The organism is Cellulomonas gilvus ATCC 13127 (genome assembly GCF_000218545.1).
Taxonomy (GTDB): domain Bacteria; phylum Actinomycetota; class Actinomycetes; order Actinomycetales; family Cellulomonadaceae; genus Cellulomonas; species Cellulomonas gilvus.
Window position 1 is genome coordinate 221,277 of the sequence record NC_015671.1, and the last position, 13,207, is coordinate 234,483.

The 13,207-nt window shown below is 72.4% G+C and carries 16 protein-coding genes and 2 tRNA genes; 12 read left to right on the top strand and 6 right to left on the bottom strand.

Going from position 1 to position 13,207, the window contains the following annotated elements; genetic code table 11:
• The first annotated feature begins 23 nt into the window (after positions 1–23).
• The 7 genes from CELGI_RS00955 (at position 24) to CELGI_RS00990 (ending at position 3,695) form a co-directional block, all read left to right on the top strand.
• Positions 24–473 carry a roadblock/LC7 domain-containing protein gene (locus CELGI_RS00955; RefSeq protein ID WP_013882247.1) on the top strand — a complete coding sequence of 150 codons (450 nt, stop codon included), beginning with the start codon at positions 24–26 and terminating at the stop codon, positions 471–473.
• Positions 474–486: 13 nt separating this feature from the next.
• On the top strand, positions 487–864 hold the full coding sequence (locus tag CELGI_RS00960; protein ID WP_013882248.1) for a DUF742 domain-containing protein: 378 nt from the start codon (positions 487–489) through the stop codon (positions 862–864).
• Positions 845–1,456, top strand: coding sequence for a GTP-binding protein (locus tag CELGI_RS00965; protein WP_013882249.1), 612 nt, complete (start codon positions 845–847; stop codon positions 1,454–1,456). The genes CELGI_RS00960 and CELGI_RS00965 overlap by 20 nt, the downstream gene beginning before the upstream one ends.
• A gap of 106 nt (positions 1,457–1,562) precedes the next feature.
• On the top strand, positions 1,563–2,024 hold the full coding sequence (locus CELGI_RS00970) for a PIN domain-containing protein (protein WP_013882250.1): 462 nt from the start codon (positions 1,563–1,565) through the stop codon (positions 2,022–2,024).
• A 61-nt stretch (positions 2,025–2,085) separates the two neighbouring features.
• A tRNA-Ser gene (locus tag CELGI_RS00975) sits at positions 2,086–2,175 on the top strand.
• Between the two features lie 334 nt (positions 2,176–2,509).
• On the top strand, positions 2,510–3,067 hold the full coding sequence (locus tag CELGI_RS00985) for a hypothetical protein (protein WP_013882251.1): 558 nt from the start codon (positions 2,510–2,512) through the stop codon (positions 3,065–3,067).
• Between the two features lie 193 nt (positions 3,068–3,260).
• Positions 3,261–3,695, top strand: a complete 435-nt coding sequence (locus CELGI_RS00990) for a hypothetical protein (RefSeq protein WP_013882252.1) — start codon at positions 3,261–3,263, stop codon at positions 3,693–3,695.
• 71 nt (positions 3,696–3,766) lie between these two features.
• On the opposite strand, the gene CELGI_RS00995 is transcribed toward CELGI_RS00990, so the two are convergent.
• Positions 3,767–4,129 carry a DUF2200 domain-containing protein gene (locus tag CELGI_RS00995; RefSeq protein WP_013882253.1) on the bottom strand — a complete coding sequence of 121 codons (363 nt, stop codon included), beginning with the start codon at positions 4,127–4,129 and terminating at the stop codon, positions 3,767–3,769.
• A gap of 185 nt (positions 4,130–4,314) precedes the next feature.
• On the opposite strand from CELGI_RS00995, the gene CELGI_RS01000 reads away from it, so the two are divergent.
• Together CELGI_RS01000 and CELGI_RS01005 are read left to right on the top strand one after the other, a co-directional pair.
• On the top strand, positions 4,315–5,085 hold the full coding sequence (locus CELGI_RS01000; protein ID WP_150104626.1) for an LppM family (lipo)protein: 771 nt from the start codon (positions 4,315–4,317) through the stop codon (positions 5,083–5,085).
• Between the two features lie 67 nt (positions 5,086–5,152).
• Positions 5,153–6,619 (top strand): RNB domain-containing ribonuclease, encoded by a 1,467-nt coding sequence (locus CELGI_RS01005; RefSeq protein ID WP_041574044.1) that lies wholly within the window; start codon positions 5,153–5,155, stop codon positions 6,617–6,619.
• Between the two features lie 81 nt (positions 6,620–6,700).
• Here the strand turns inward: CELGI_RS01005 and CELGI_RS01010 are convergent, their stop codons facing one another.
• The gene (locus tag CELGI_RS01010) at positions 6,701–8,257 is read right to left on the bottom strand and encodes an MFS transporter (protein WP_013882256.1); all 1,557 of its coding nucleotides are present in this window, start codon (positions 8,255–8,257) and stop codon (positions 6,701–6,703) included.
• Positions 8,258–8,545: 288 nt separating this feature from the next.
• Between CELGI_RS01010 and CELGI_RS01015 the strand changes: the two genes are divergently transcribed.
• A complete protein-coding gene (locus CELGI_RS01015) occupies positions 8,546–8,935 on the top strand; it encodes a YchJ family protein (RefSeq protein ID WP_013882257.1) in 390 nt (129 codons plus the stop codon).
• A 42-nt stretch (positions 8,936–8,977) separates the two neighbouring features.
• Here the strand turns inward: CELGI_RS01015 and CELGI_RS01020 are convergent, their stop codons facing one another.
• Both CELGI_RS01020 and CELGI_RS17495 read right to left on the bottom strand, forming a co-directional pair.
• Complete coding sequence (locus CELGI_RS01020; RefSeq protein ID WP_013882258.1) at positions 8,978–9,490, bottom strand: SRPBCC domain-containing protein; 513 nt, start codon at positions 9,488–9,490, stop codon at positions 8,978–8,980.
• Positions 9,491–9,551: 61 nt separating this feature from the next.
• Positions 9,552–10,856 carry a hypothetical protein gene (locus tag CELGI_RS17495; RefSeq protein WP_013882259.1) on the bottom strand — a complete coding sequence of 435 codons (1,305 nt, stop codon included), beginning with the start codon at positions 10,854–10,856 and terminating at the stop codon, positions 9,552–9,554.
• A 228-nt stretch (positions 10,857–11,084) separates the two neighbouring features.
• Between CELGI_RS17495 and CELGI_RS17500 the strand changes: the two genes are divergently transcribed.
• Together CELGI_RS17500 and CELGI_RS01035 are read left to right on the top strand one after the other, a co-directional pair.
• On the top strand, positions 11,085–12,377 hold the full coding sequence (locus tag CELGI_RS17500; protein WP_013882260.1) for a threonine/serine exporter family protein: 1,293 nt from the start codon (positions 11,085–11,087) through the stop codon (positions 12,375–12,377).
• Positions 12,378–12,427: 50 nt separating this feature from the next.
• Positions 12,428–12,521: transfer RNA gene (locus CELGI_RS01035), tRNA-Ser, on the top strand.
• Positions 12,522–12,538: 17 nt separating this feature from the next.
• On the opposite strand, the gene CELGI_RS17735 is transcribed toward CELGI_RS01035, so the two are convergent.
• Both CELGI_RS17735 and CELGI_RS17740 read right to left on the bottom strand, forming a co-directional pair.
• Positions 12,539–12,769, bottom strand: a complete 231-nt coding sequence (locus tag CELGI_RS17735) for a winged helix-turn-helix domain-containing protein (RefSeq protein ID WP_321572173.1) — start codon at positions 12,767–12,769, stop codon at positions 12,539–12,541.
• Positions 12,770–12,810: 41 nt separating this feature from the next.
• Positions 12,811–13,200, bottom strand: a complete 390-nt coding sequence (locus CELGI_RS17740) for a response regulator (RefSeq protein WP_321572174.1) — start codon at positions 13,198–13,200, stop codon at positions 12,811–12,813.
• Positions 13,201–13,207: the final 7 nt, after the last annotated feature.

Consider the following 13,207-nt stretch of genomic DNA (forward strand, 5'->3'; position numbering starts at 1 on the left):
GACTGCACCAGCAAGGAGGAAGTGTGACCGCGCTCAGCACCGAGGCAGCCAACTTCGGCTGGCTCCTGGACAACTTTGTCCGGACCGTGCCCGGCACTCGCCACACACTTGTGGTGTCGGCCGACGGTCTTCTCATGGCAATGTCGGAGCAGCTGGACCGCACCAGTGGCGACCAGCTCGCAGCGATCGTCTCCGGCATGTCGAGCCTGACCCGTGGCGCGGCGCGCCAGCTGCGTGCGGGGGAGGTGCGTCAGGCGATCATGGAGATGGACAACTTGTTCCTCTTCCTCATGAGCGTCTCGAACGGCTCCGTCCTCGCCGTGGTTGCCGAGTCCAGCTGCGACGTCGGCCTCATCGGATACGAGATGGCCATGCTCGTGTCCCGGACCGAGGCGACGCTGACCCCGCAGCTCATCTCCGAGATGCGCGGCCAGCTCCCCGTCGACGGCGCCACCCGAGCCCCTGCCGTCTGAGGAGCCCTACTCCATGAGTGAGCACATCGAGTACGTCGCCCGGACGGTGCGGCCCTACGCCGTCACCGGCGGGCGCGTGCGCTCGTCTCGCTCCGACCTGCCGATCGAGGCACTGGTCGAAGCGATGCCGGACGCTGTGTCGAGCCAGGGTCTGCCGCCCGAGCGGCGCGCGATCCTGCAGCATGCCGCAAGCAACTACATCTCGGTCGCCGAGCTGTCCGCACTGCTCCACCTGCCGCTCGGCGTGGTGCGGATCCTCGTCTCCGACATGTCCGAGCAGCAGCTCGTGCGCGTGCACACCTCTCAGCCGGTCGAGGTCAACACCGGTGAGTCCCCCGCCCTGTCCCTGAGCGTGCTGGAGAGTGTTCTCAATGGCATTTCCGCCCTCTGACGCCGCGGTGGCCGCACCGGCCGGAACCGCTGGCGCCGTCGCCCCCACCGTCGTCAAGATCGTCGTCGCCGGCGGGTTCGCCGTCGGCAAGACGACCTTCATCGGGTCCATCTCGGACATCGAGCCTCTGAACACCGAGGCCGCGATGACCGAGCACTCCGTCGGCGTCGACGACGCCGGTGGCGTCTCGGACCGCAAGACCACCACCACGGTCGCCATGGACTTCGGCCGCATCGCGCTGCCGGGTTCGCTGTGGCTGTACCTGTTCGGCACGCCTGGCCAGGACCGCTTCCTGTTCATGTGGGACGACCTGGTCCGCGGCGCCATCGGTGCCGTGGTGCTGGTGGACACCGACCGTCTCGACCAGTGCTTCCCGGCGGTCGACTACTTCGAGAGCCGTGGCATCCCGTTCGTCGTGGGCGTCAACTGCTTCGACGGCGTCGCCAAGCACGCGCTCGACGACGTGCGCGAGGCGCTGGCCATCCCGGCCCACGTCCCCGTGCTCTACACGGACGCGCGCTCGCGCGCGGCCACCAAGCAGGCGCTGATCTCGCTGGTGCAGCTCGCGATGGAGCGACTGCGCCGCCGCTGATCCGCGGCAGTCGTCGGACGGCCGGTTCACCTCTTCGGGTGGGCCGGCCGTTCGTCGTCCCCGACGACGAGCCGACCACGCCCGGCGCCCGCGCCGGTGGGCCATGATGGGGCGCGTGCCACCCCGGGTCGTCGAGAGTCCGCGCGTGTACGCGGACGGCTCTGCCCTGACGCGGTTCCTGCCCGGTGCGCCCCAGGGGCAGATGTGGCGCGCGTGGGCCGAGCGGTTCGAGCCCATGCTCCTGACCACGCCGCTCGGCACCACGGAGCTGCGCGGGACCGCGCGCACTCTCGGCGGCCAGGCCGTGCAGGACGTGGCGCACGACGTCGCCCGCCGGCTCGAGGTGATCCGGTTCTCCGACCAGGCCATCGCCCGCGCCACCGACGTGGGCGGGGTCGCGACCGCGTACGTCGCGCTGCACTGCGGCGCGATGCTGACCCACCGCGACGTCACCGGCGTGGCCACCTACGACGCGCACCTGGCGCGCCTCGGGGCGCTGTTCGGGCTCGTCGTCGTCTCGCCCGGCCTCCCGACGCGATGGTGGGAGCGCGACGCGACCCCGTGGTGACCTCGCTCCCGCACCCGTGCGCTGTGGGAGACTCGTCGCGCCGCCGGCTCAGGCCGGCGCTGGAGGGCTGGCTGAGCGGCCGAAAGCGACGGTCTTGAAAACCGTTGGTGCGGTGACCCCGTACCCAAGGGTTCGAATCCCTTGCCCTCCGCCGTACGTGCGTTCCCGCAGATCGGAGAGGGGGACGACGTGACCGTAGTCGCCGACGGGCCAATGACAGTGGGCGAGGTCGCTGAGATGCCCGTGGTGGATGGCCGCCCGACGGTTGGCGAGGGCGACGCAGAGCCGGCCGGCGGAACCCCGACGCACGAGGACCTCGGAAGGCGTTCCGCGGTCATTCGCTTGGCCTGCTCGACGACGCCGGCCGTGACCCTGCGGTCCATCCACAGCGAGGGCTCGGACACCTCGTTCGGGCGGGGATCCAGCGTCGCTGGACTGGGCTTCGATCGGAGCGCTAGCGACACCGGAAGGCTGGTCGCCCGGCGGTGACAGCGCGAACGTGGCACAACCGGCTGCGCGCGGTCCTGGGGGTTCTCGCCATCGCGGCTCTGAGCGCGGGGTGCAGCGCCTCCACGGAGCTGCCTTCTGGGTCGCTGAGGATTGGCCCCGGTGGGGAGGAGTTGAACTGTCCCGACCCCGGGGTGCGCCACGCGCGCGCCCTCGGTGCGGTGTGGGTCAAGAACCTCGGCGAGTCGCCGATCCGGATTCGGAAGGTCGAACCCGTAGCCCCGGTCGATGTCGAGGTCGACGGGGTCTTCCTGGTGCCCGACGGCGGCAAGTGGTACTCCGTCGCTGCGGACGTCCCGCCGTCCGTGGCGCAAGATGACGACTGGTCGGCCGATGCGTGGGCGCGAAGGGTCCCGCTCCAGGAGGCAGTGCTCGAGCCAGGCGAGCTCTGGCAGATCGTCCAGGTCATGCGCACGCTCAGCGACGAGGCGAGTTTCGAAGCGACCCGGGTCGAGTACGACGAGGACGGAGTACGGAGGGCGGGGCAGGACCGTACCGCCATGTACATCATGGGAGATGCACGGTGCCTGAGCTGAGCGCGGCGGCTCGGGCGGCTCAGTGCGGCGGCGCGCGGCGTGGACCACGCATCCGGCGGTGCCGTGTTTCCGGCCGAGTCGCCTGCGCTGCTCACACCTGCCGAGCGAGGGCGAGTGGTGTCATGCCCACGGGCATCCACAGCGGTTGATGGGTGGTCGCGTACTCGCTCGACCCGCTGGCAGGATCGACTCCATGCCCACGTTCCGGGTCGAACCGAAGGTGTCCGGCGAGCTCGGACCGGATGCCGTACTGAACACGTCGACGTGGCCGCCGGTCGTCGAGTACTTCCAGTTCGCCTTCGACGCCTGGCGGGGTGAGGACATCGTCGAGACGTTCCCGACGTTCCTGGTCACGGACCGGTTGCGCCGGGCACTCGAGAGCGCGTCGATCACCGGGTTGGTGTTCGGGCACGTCGACGCGTGCAAGGGAGAGCAGTTCGACATCCTGATGCGCGGCGAGGACGTCGATCTCGGGCAGTGGCACCGCATGGACGTCGTCGGCCGGCCGGACGCGGACGACGCCTGGCTGGTAGCGAACCACCTGACCGTGAACGAGCGATTGATGGCCTTGTTGAGCTCATTCGATCTCAACGGCTCGATCGTCACCGAGTCGCCCGAGGGCGGATGAGGGCCTCTCGAGAGAGGCGCGCGACGAAGGTCCTGAGAGCCCGACCAGGCGCGGCCCGGACGTCGGCACCCTCAGGACGCCGCGGAGCCGCGCAGGATCGAGGACATCTTCTTGCCGCGGGCGACCTCGTCGACCAGCTTGTCGAGCCAGCGGATCTTCTGCATGAGCGGGTCCTCGATCTCCTCGACCCGGATCCCGCAGATGAGCCCGGTGATGAGGGCGGCGTTCGGGTTGAGGTGCGGTGCCCGCTCGAAGAACGTGGCGTAGTCGACCTCGTCGTCGAGCACGCGGCGCAGGCCCGCGTCGTCGTACCCCGTGAGCCAGCGGATCACCTCGTCGACCTCGGCCTGCGTGCGGCCCTTGCGCTCGACCTTCTGGACGTAGAGCGGGTACACGCTGGCGACGCTCATCGAGAACACCCGGTGCCCAGCCACGCGGCCATTGTGCCTCCGGTGCGGCGCGCAGCACACCCACCCGACGGGCGTTCGGCTGACGCGGGCGGCGTGGTGCCGCAAGGATGGGGCACATGACACCCCGACACAGACTGACCCAGCCTGTCGCCCTGGTGGCCGGCGCCGTGATGGTCCTGCTCGCCCTCTCCGGATGCATGAAGCTGGACATGGACGTCGCGTTCAACAAGGACGACACCGTGGAAGGCACGGTCGTCATGGCGGCCAGCAAGGCGGCGCTCGAGACCATGGGCGCGTCCTTCGACGACCTCGTCGGTGACGAGGACCCCTTCGACGGCGACGCGACGTCCGAGCCCTACGAGGACGACACGTTCGTCGGCCGCACCTACACGCTCAAGGCCGTCCCGCTCGAGGACTTCGGCGACGAGACCATGAGCGTCACGCACGAGGACGGCAAGTTCACGGTCGACGGCTCGCTCCCGCTCGACATGGAGTCCGGCATGGACGCCGAGCAGCTGTCCGGCGCCGAGATCACCATCACGTTCCGCTTCCCCGGCCCGGTGGAGAGCGCCAACGGCCGCATCGACGGCAACGCGGTCACGTGGGAGGGCGAGCCGGGGACGACGCTCGAGATGCAGGCGGTCGCCAAGGACAGCGGCAGCTCGTTCCCGGTGCTGCTCGTGGTGCTGCTCGTCGTCGGTCTCCTGGTCGTGGTGGGCGTGGTGCTGGCCGTCGTGCTGGTCAAGCGCCGCTCGAAGACGCAGGCCGCGCCCGCGCCGTTCGGTGCCGCGCCGTACGGCGCCCCCGCGCCGGGTGCGCCGCCCGCCGGCGTCGAGGCCCCCGGAGCGCCGGTGCCCCCGGTGGCACCCGCGCCCGCCACCCCGCCGGCACCTGCCACCCCGCCCCCTCCGGCGGCCCCGCCCGCTCCGGAGACCCTGCCCGCACCCCAGCAGCAGCCGCCGGCTGCCCCGCAGCAGTGACGGTCTGACGCGACGACGCCGGGCCGACGCGCCGCCTCCGGGTGGCGCGTCGGCCTAGGCTCGGCGGGTGCCTCGTCGACGAGTTCGCCTCGCAGTCCCGTCCGCACGCCTGGCCGAGGTGGACCAGGCGGTCCGCGCAGGCCTGCAGACCCTTCGCGACGAGCTGGGCGTCCCCGCCGACTTCCCTGCAGCGGTTCGTGCCGAGGCGGCCGAACGCGCCGCCGCCGGTCCGGCGGACGCCCCGCGCGACGACGCGCGCGACGTCCCGCTGCTGACGATCGACCCACCCGGCTCGATGGACCTGGACCAGGCGCTGCACATCGAGCGCCGCGGGGACGGGTTCCGCGTCCGCTACGCGATCGCCGACGTCGCGTCCTGGGTGACGCCGGGCGGCGCGGTGGACGGCGAGGCGCGCGCCCGCGTCACCACGCTGTACGCGCCCGACGGCCGCACGCCGTTGCACCCTCCGGAGCTGAGCGAGGGCGCGGCGAGCCTGCTCCCGGGCCAGGAGGCTCCCGCGGCGCTCTGGCAGATCGACCTGGACGCCGACGGCGCGGTGGAGCGGGTGACGGTCCGCCGGGCCACGGTGCGCAGCACCGCGCGGCTCACGTACGACGAGGTGCAGCGGGCGATCGAGGCGGGCACCGGGCTCGCGGGCGACGACGGGCCCCTGGCGCTGCTGTGGGAGGTCGGCGAGCTGCGGGTCGCGGCCGAGCGCGCACGCGGCGGCATCACGCTGCCCACGCCCGAGCAGGAGGTCGACCGCACCGCGGACGGTGCGTGGGTGCTGACCAGCCGCACCACGCTCCCGGTCGAGGAGTGGAACGCGCAGATCTCGTTGCTCACGGGCATGTGCGCGGCGCGCCTGATGCTCGACGCGGGCGTCGGCGTGCTGCGCACGCTGCCGGATGCGCAGGCGGGTGACGTCGCCCGGCTCCGACGCACCGCGCTCGCCCTGGGTGTGGACTGGCCGCAGGGAACGGCGCCCGGGGCGGTGCTGCGCACGCTCGACGCGGCCCGCCCGCAGCACGCCGCGGTGCTCACCGAGGCGACCTCGCTGCTGCGCGGCGCCGCGTACGTCGCGTTCGACGGCCAGGTCCCGGAGCGCGTCACGCACGGCGCGATCGCGGCGCCGTACGCGCACGTGACGGCGCCCCTGCGCCGGCTGGTGGACCGGTTCGGCACCGAGGTGTGCCTTGCGGTGAGCGCAGGTGAGCCGGTGCCGGACTGGGTGCGCGGCGCCCTGCCGACGCTCCCGGAGCTCATGGCCGCGGGTGATCGTCGGGCGTCCGCGTACGAGCGCGGATGCCTGGACCTGGTCGAGGCGGCGCTGCTGAGCGGCCGCGAGGGGCAGGAGTTCACGGGCGTGGTGGTGGACGTCCGCGACGACGGCCGCTCGGGCGTGCTGCAGGTGGCCGACCCGGTGGTGCACGCCAAGATCGTCGGGGAGGGCCTCGAGCAGGGCACGCAGGTGCGGGTGCGGCTGGTGCACGCGGACGTCGCGACGCGCACGGTCCGCTTCGAGGAGGCCTGATCCGGCCGGAGCCGGCCCCGGACGCCAGAAGTCCCGGTCCGCGAGCGGCGGCGCCGCTGCGGACCGGGACTCCGGGACCGATCAGGCCGCGGCCACCGCGCCCTCCGTGGGCAGGTCGCTGCGGCGCGCCTGGATCAGCGTCACCGCGGCGACGAGCCCGAGCGCCAGGAGCCCGGCGCCCGCGAAGTACGCCACGTGGTAGCCCGCCACGTTCGCGGTCGCGATGGCGGCCGGCGAACCGGCGTCCTGCCCGGACGCGATGAGCTCCGCGAACTTGTCGGTGGTCGCCGTGAGCGCGAACGTGTTGAGCAGGGCCAGGCCCAGCGAGCCGCCGACCTGCTGCGACGTGTTGAGCACCGCGCTGGCGATGCCCGCGTCGTGGCCGCCCACCCCCACCAGCGCGGTGGAGGAGGCCGGGATGAACACCATCGACATGCCGACGCTCAGCACGACGAGCGCGGGCAGCACCGTGGTCCAGTAGTTCGAGTCCGGCTGGGTCCGGGTCAGCAGCAGCATCCCGACGATGCCGGCGGTGAGGCCGACCACGAGCAGCGGCTTGGGTCCCACGCGCGGCAGGAGCTGCGCGACGAGCCCGGCGACCAGGATCAGCGAGACGCTGAACGGGAGGAACGCGAAGCCCGCCTTCATGGGCTCGTACCCCAGCACGTACTGGAAGTAGAACGTCATGAACAGGAACATCGAGAACAGGCCCGCGCCCACCAGCAGGAAGATCAGGTAGGAGCCGCCGCGGTTGCGGTCGAGCACGATGCGCAGCGGCAGCAGCGGGTTGGCGACCCGCCGCTCGAGGAGCACGAACCCGACCAGGAGCGCGGCCGCCACCGCGAGCAGCGTCACCACCAGCGGGTCGGTCCAGCCGACCGCCTGGGGCAGGCCCGCGGCGTTCGTGGTCTGCTTGGCCGCCTCGGTGAAGGCGTACACGAGGACCACCAGGCCGACGCTCGACAGCAGCGCCCCGGGGATGTCGAAGTGGCGGTCACCGGTGGCGCGGGACTCACGCAGCACCCGGATGCCCACGACCGCGGTGACGAGCGCGATGGGCAGGTTCACGTACAGGCACCAGCGCCAGTCGAGGTACTCGGTGAGCGCCCCGCCCGCGAGCAGGCCGATCGCGGCGCCACCGCCGGAGATCGCACCGAAGACGCCGAACGCCTTGGCACGCTCGCGCGCCTCGGTGAACGTGACCGTGATGAGCGCGAGCGCGGCCGGGGCGAGCAGCGCACCGAAGACGCCCTGCAGGGCACGGGCGCCGAACAGCATGCCCGCGTTCTGCGCGGCACCGCCCAGGGCGGATGCCACCGCGAAGCCGATCAGGCCGATCAGCATCGCGCGCTTGCGGCCCAGGTAGTCGGCCACGCGCCCGCCGAGCAGGAGCAGTCCGCCGAACGCGAGCGTGTAGGCCGTCACGCCCCACTGGACGTCGGCGTCGGCGATGCGGAGGTCCGCCCCGGCCGACGGCAGCGCGATGTTCATGATGGACGCGTCGAGCACCAGCATGAGCTGGGTGACGGCGATGACGGCCAGGATCCGCCAGCGTCGGGGATCGGGTGCGGACGTCTCCAGCGGCGGTGCCGCCGTGACCGGGGACGTCGCCTTGGCGACGCTCACGGGCTCGGTCATGGTGTCTCCAACAGGTCACGGGCGCGCGGGCGCGCCGAGGAAGGCAAGGGGTGGTGGGCGACGATGCCGAGTGGCGGTGCCGACGCTAATGAGAGGGTCTGACACGCCCGGTTCGTCCGGTGCGACGGCGGCTGACCCAGCGTCTCGTCGGACGGGGTCCAGAAGACTCCCGGCGCCCGCGCGAGGTCAACGCAATTGGCTCACAGCAGAACGGTTGCTGCGAGCATCGACAGTGCGCCCACCTGCGGCGTCAGGCGTGCGGACCATTGCCCGGACCATACTGACGCGGTGACCGCGACCCGCTGCCCGTGCTCGAGCGGGCTGACCTACGCCGAGTGCTGCGAGCCGCTGCACCTGGGCGCAGCCCGCGCCGGGACCGCCGAGCAGCTCATGCGCTCGCGGTTCAGCGCGTTCGCGGTGGGGGACGCCGCCTACCTGGTCCGCACGTGGCACCCGACCACCCGCCCCGCCAGTGTCGAGCTCGACGACGACGTCACCTGGTACCGCCTGGACGTGCGGACGACGAGCGGCGGCGGCCCGTTCGACACCCGCGGGACGGTCGAGTTCGAGGCGTTCCACCGCGGCCCCGGCGGCCGCGGCTCGCTCCACGAGGTCAGCAGGTTCGTCCGCGACGCCGACGGCTGGCAGTACGTCGACGGCGACGTGAGCGCGACCTAGCGGGTATGCGGTGACGCGAGGGCGGCGCCCTGGGGCGGGAACTCAGGCAGGTGAGGCACCGGGGTCGGAGCTCGGGACGGCGTAGTGCTCGACGAGCTGGTCGTAGCCGCTCCAGAACTCTTCGGCCGGCAGGTCCTGGCCGGCGAGGTGCGCCGCCAGGAACTGCAGGTGACGGTGCCAACCGGCCGTGTAGGACGCTGCGTCCTCCAGGCCCTCGTGGTGCACGGAGAGCGTCGCCTCGGACGTGGTTGTCTCGGTGATCTCGAACGTGACCAGGCTCGGGCGTTCCTCGGGGAAGTCCCACGTGAGTGTGAGCACGCGTGGCGGCTCCCACTGCACGACCCGATGCCGGGACCGGACGTCATCGTCGTGCCAGAGAGTGAACTCGCCCCCCGCGGGGATCGAGCCGACGTCCAGGCGCCCCAGCCAGCTGGGGGTGCGCGTGCCGGCGGTCAAGCCCTCCCACACCTGGTCGGACGGCGCCAGCAGGCGGCACCGCAGGTGTGCCGCTCCCCGTGCCACGTCGGCTCGGCCCTCGATCGTGAACTCACGCACCCGCCCATCCTGGCGGCAGGCGGCGTGCGGGGCACCCCGCGTCTCGCAGAATCGGGACCGGTCAGGAGCCCGCCGTGCTCCGGTACGCACGCATGCCGCCCTCGTGCTGGACGTACAGCGGTGCGGCGTCGAAGAGCGACGGGAGCAGCGACCGCGTCAGGTCGAGGTCGTCGACCTCCTCGAGCGCCTCACCGGTGGTCACGTCCAGGACGTACGAGCGACCGCCACCCTCGGCGAGGACCAGGTCGCCGCCGAGGCCGTTCACGATCTGCTCGACCCCATCGGTCACGTGCGTCACCGTGCCGTCCGCGCTGATGCGGTACAGCTCGGCCTCCCACGTCCCCGGAGCCGCCAGCGTCGCGAAGATCTCGCCGTCACGGCACACGCCCGAGGCCGTGCTGTCCATGACGAGCTCCTCGCTCAACGGCGTGCGCCCGAAGGTCTCACGGTCCAGGAGGTACGCCCTCCTGTCGTCGCCCGCCCGCACGCCCGCCTGGTCGACGAGCGGGCAGCCCTCGCCGGTGTCGACGGGGGTGAACATGCTCTCGTCACCCTCCACGCCGTCGACCGTGCCGAGCGGCGTGAGCTGGTCGTCGACGAGGACCCATCCAGGAGCGTCGGCGCGGCGCGCGACGGCGCGCGTGGGCGACAGGAAGGCCTCCGGCAGGGGCGTCGTCGAGGTCTCGGCCGCGCCACCGCCCGCCCGCAGGATCTGGTTGCCGCGGTAGTAGTCGCCGTTCCAGAGCGTCGGGCCGACCGACACGGCGTCCGTCACGCCCGTCCAGGACGCCGACACCTCGCCCGTCGCGTCCAGCACCGTGAGCACGTCGCCCGCTCGGTACCACCCGGCGACGCGATGGTCTCGCGTGCTCTCGACGTCGTCCCCGACGCCACCCTCGAGCACGACGCCCATCGGCTCACCGCCCGGCACGCTCGCGATCGTCTCGAGCGTCTCGAGGTCCACCACGACGAACGAGTCCGTGGCGATCTGCGTGCACAGCATCGTCGCGTCGCCCGGCACGCAGTCGTCGGCGTAGGAGATGCCCTCGAGCGGCTGGCTGGCCAGTTCGGCGCCCGTCTCCGGGTCCAGGACGACGACGGTCGCGCCGTCGTCGCCGGCGAACAGCACGGTCCACTCGTCGTCGGCGAGGCGGAGGTACTGCCGCACGTTCTGGCCCTCCGGGCCGGCGAAGTCCCACACGTGGGCGAACAGCGAGGCGTCGTCCGTGGGCTGCGCCGACGGCTCGGCCGACCGCGACTCGGCCGGAGCCACCGGCTCGTCGCCGCTGCAGCCGGTGATGCCGAACGCGAGAGCCGCCGTGGTGAGCACTGCTGCCGCGCTCCGGGCGCGGGACTGGACCGACATCGGGGTGGTGCCTCCTCGGTGGACGCCGGGCAGGGTCTCCGCGCGGCCCGCGCGAGTCTAGGGGGCGAGCGTCCCGGGGTATGCGCCCGTGTCCACAGGTCACGACGTCGCGCGACCCCCGGCCGGGCGCCTTCGTCGTCGTGCGCACCCGCACGGCCCCGGCCGGCGCAGACACGCCCTAGTCCGATCGGCCCAGTCGCGCGCTCGCGGGCACGCCAAGATGGTCCCGTGCGCACCCAGCATCCGAGCTACCCCGACGCGGACGAGCTCGACCTCATCCGCCGGTCCGGCGCCGCCCTGCAGGTGGGCAAGCTGAGCCTGTCCGGTGGCACCGGCTCCTACCGGGTCAAGGCCTCCATGGCACGGATCGCGCGCGCCATGGGCGTCGACCGGCACGAGGCCCACGTGACCCTCACGGAGATCACCACGACCTCGCACCGCGAGCACTCGTTCCGCACCGAGGTCGCGGAGGTCCGCGCGGTGGGCGTCAACGCCGACCGCCTCGCGCTCATCGAGCGCATGGTCACGCGGTTCGAGCGGCAGCACCAGGCCACCGGCAAGCCCGTCCCGGTCGACGAGGTGCTGGTCCAGGTGCACCAGATCGCGACCCGTCCTCCGCTGTACCCGGCGGTGCTCAACGCGCTGTGGTCCGCGATCGCGTGTGCCGCGTTCGCGTTCCTCAACAACGGCGGGCCCGTGGAGATCGGCGGCGTGTTCATCGCGGCCGGGCTGGGGCAGCTGGTGCGGCGGGCGATGCTGCACCGCGGCTACAACCCGTTCGGCGTCACCATGCTCGCCGCCGCGATCGCGTGCTTCAGCTACCTGGGCCTCGTCACGGGCCTGCACGAGCTGGGCGCGCTGACCACGCGGCACGAGGCCGGGTACGTCTCCGCGGTGCTGTTCCTGATCCCCGGCTTCCCGCTGGTCGCCGGCGCTCTGGACCTGGCCCGGCTCGACTTCTCCGCCGGCCTGTCCCGGCTCACGTACGCGCTCATGGTCCTGACGTCCGCCGCGCTCGCGGTCTGGGCGGTCTCGTCGGTGGTCGGTCTGCAGCCCGACCCGCCGCCCCCGCCGGACCTCGCCCCCGTGGTCCTGTGGTCGCTCCGGTTCGTCGCGAGCTTCCTGGGCGTCATCGGGTTCGCGCTCATGTTCAACAGTCCCTGGCGGATGGCCGTGCTCGCCGCCACGGTCGGCATGGTCGCCAACGTCGGCCGCCTGCTGCTCGTCGACCTCGGCGTGGTCACGCAGGCCGCTGCCGCCGGCGCCGCGCTCGTCGTCGGCGTGCTGGCGCACTACCTGGCGCCGCGGCTGGACGTGCCGCGCGTGACCGTGTCCGTGCCGGCCGTCGTCATCATGGTGCCCGGCGTGCTGGCCTACCGGGCGATCTTCCACCTGTCCGACGGCCAGACGCTCGACGCGCTCGCGTACGGCGTGCAGGCCGCTCTCGTCGTCATCTCGTTGTCCATCGGGCTCGCGGTGGCACGCATGCTGACCGACCGGACTTGGGCGTTCGACCGCTGAGGCCCGGGTTTTGCCGCACGGCGACCCGCCCGGGTAGCCTGTGCGCACTTGGAGACGTCGCATAGCCAGGTCTAGTGCGCGGCCCTGCTAAGGCCGTGAAGGGGTCAAACCCTTCCGTGGGTTCAAATCCCACCGTCTCCGCCACAGCTCGTTCGCGCACGTCACGGCTCGAACCGGTACCCGACGCCCGGTTCCGTCAGCAGATGGCGGGGCAGGGCGGGGCTCGCCTCGAGCTTGCGTCGCAGCTGGGCGACGTAGGCGCGCAGGTAGGCCACCTCGTCGACGTACTGCGGCCCCCACACCTCCTGCAGCAGCGTCCGCTGCGTGACCACCCGGCCGGGGGACCGCAGCAGAGCCTCCAGCAGGTTCCACTCGGTCGGTGTGAGGTGCACTCGCGCACAGTCGCGCTCCACGCGCCGGGCCGTGCGGTCGATCATGAGGTGCTCGGTCTGGAAGACGATGGCCGATCGCCGGGTGCCGCACGGCGCAGCGCGGCGCGCAGCCGGGCCAGCAGCTCGTCCATCCCGAACGGCTTCGTGACGTAGTCGTCGGCGCCGGCGTCGAGCGCGCGGACCTTGTCCTGCTGCGCGTCCCGCGCGGACAGCACGAGCACGGGGATGTCTGACTGACGCCGGACGGCCTGCACGACGTCCAGGCCGTCGATGTCGGGCAGCCCGAGGTCGACGATCACGACGTCGGGCTGGGCGGTACGGGCGAGCACCAGGGCCTCGGCGCCCAGGCCGGTGGCGTGCACGTCGAAGCCGTGCACGCCGAGCGTCAGCTCCAACGTCCGGACCAGAGCCGGGTCGTCCTCGACGAGCATGAGGCGT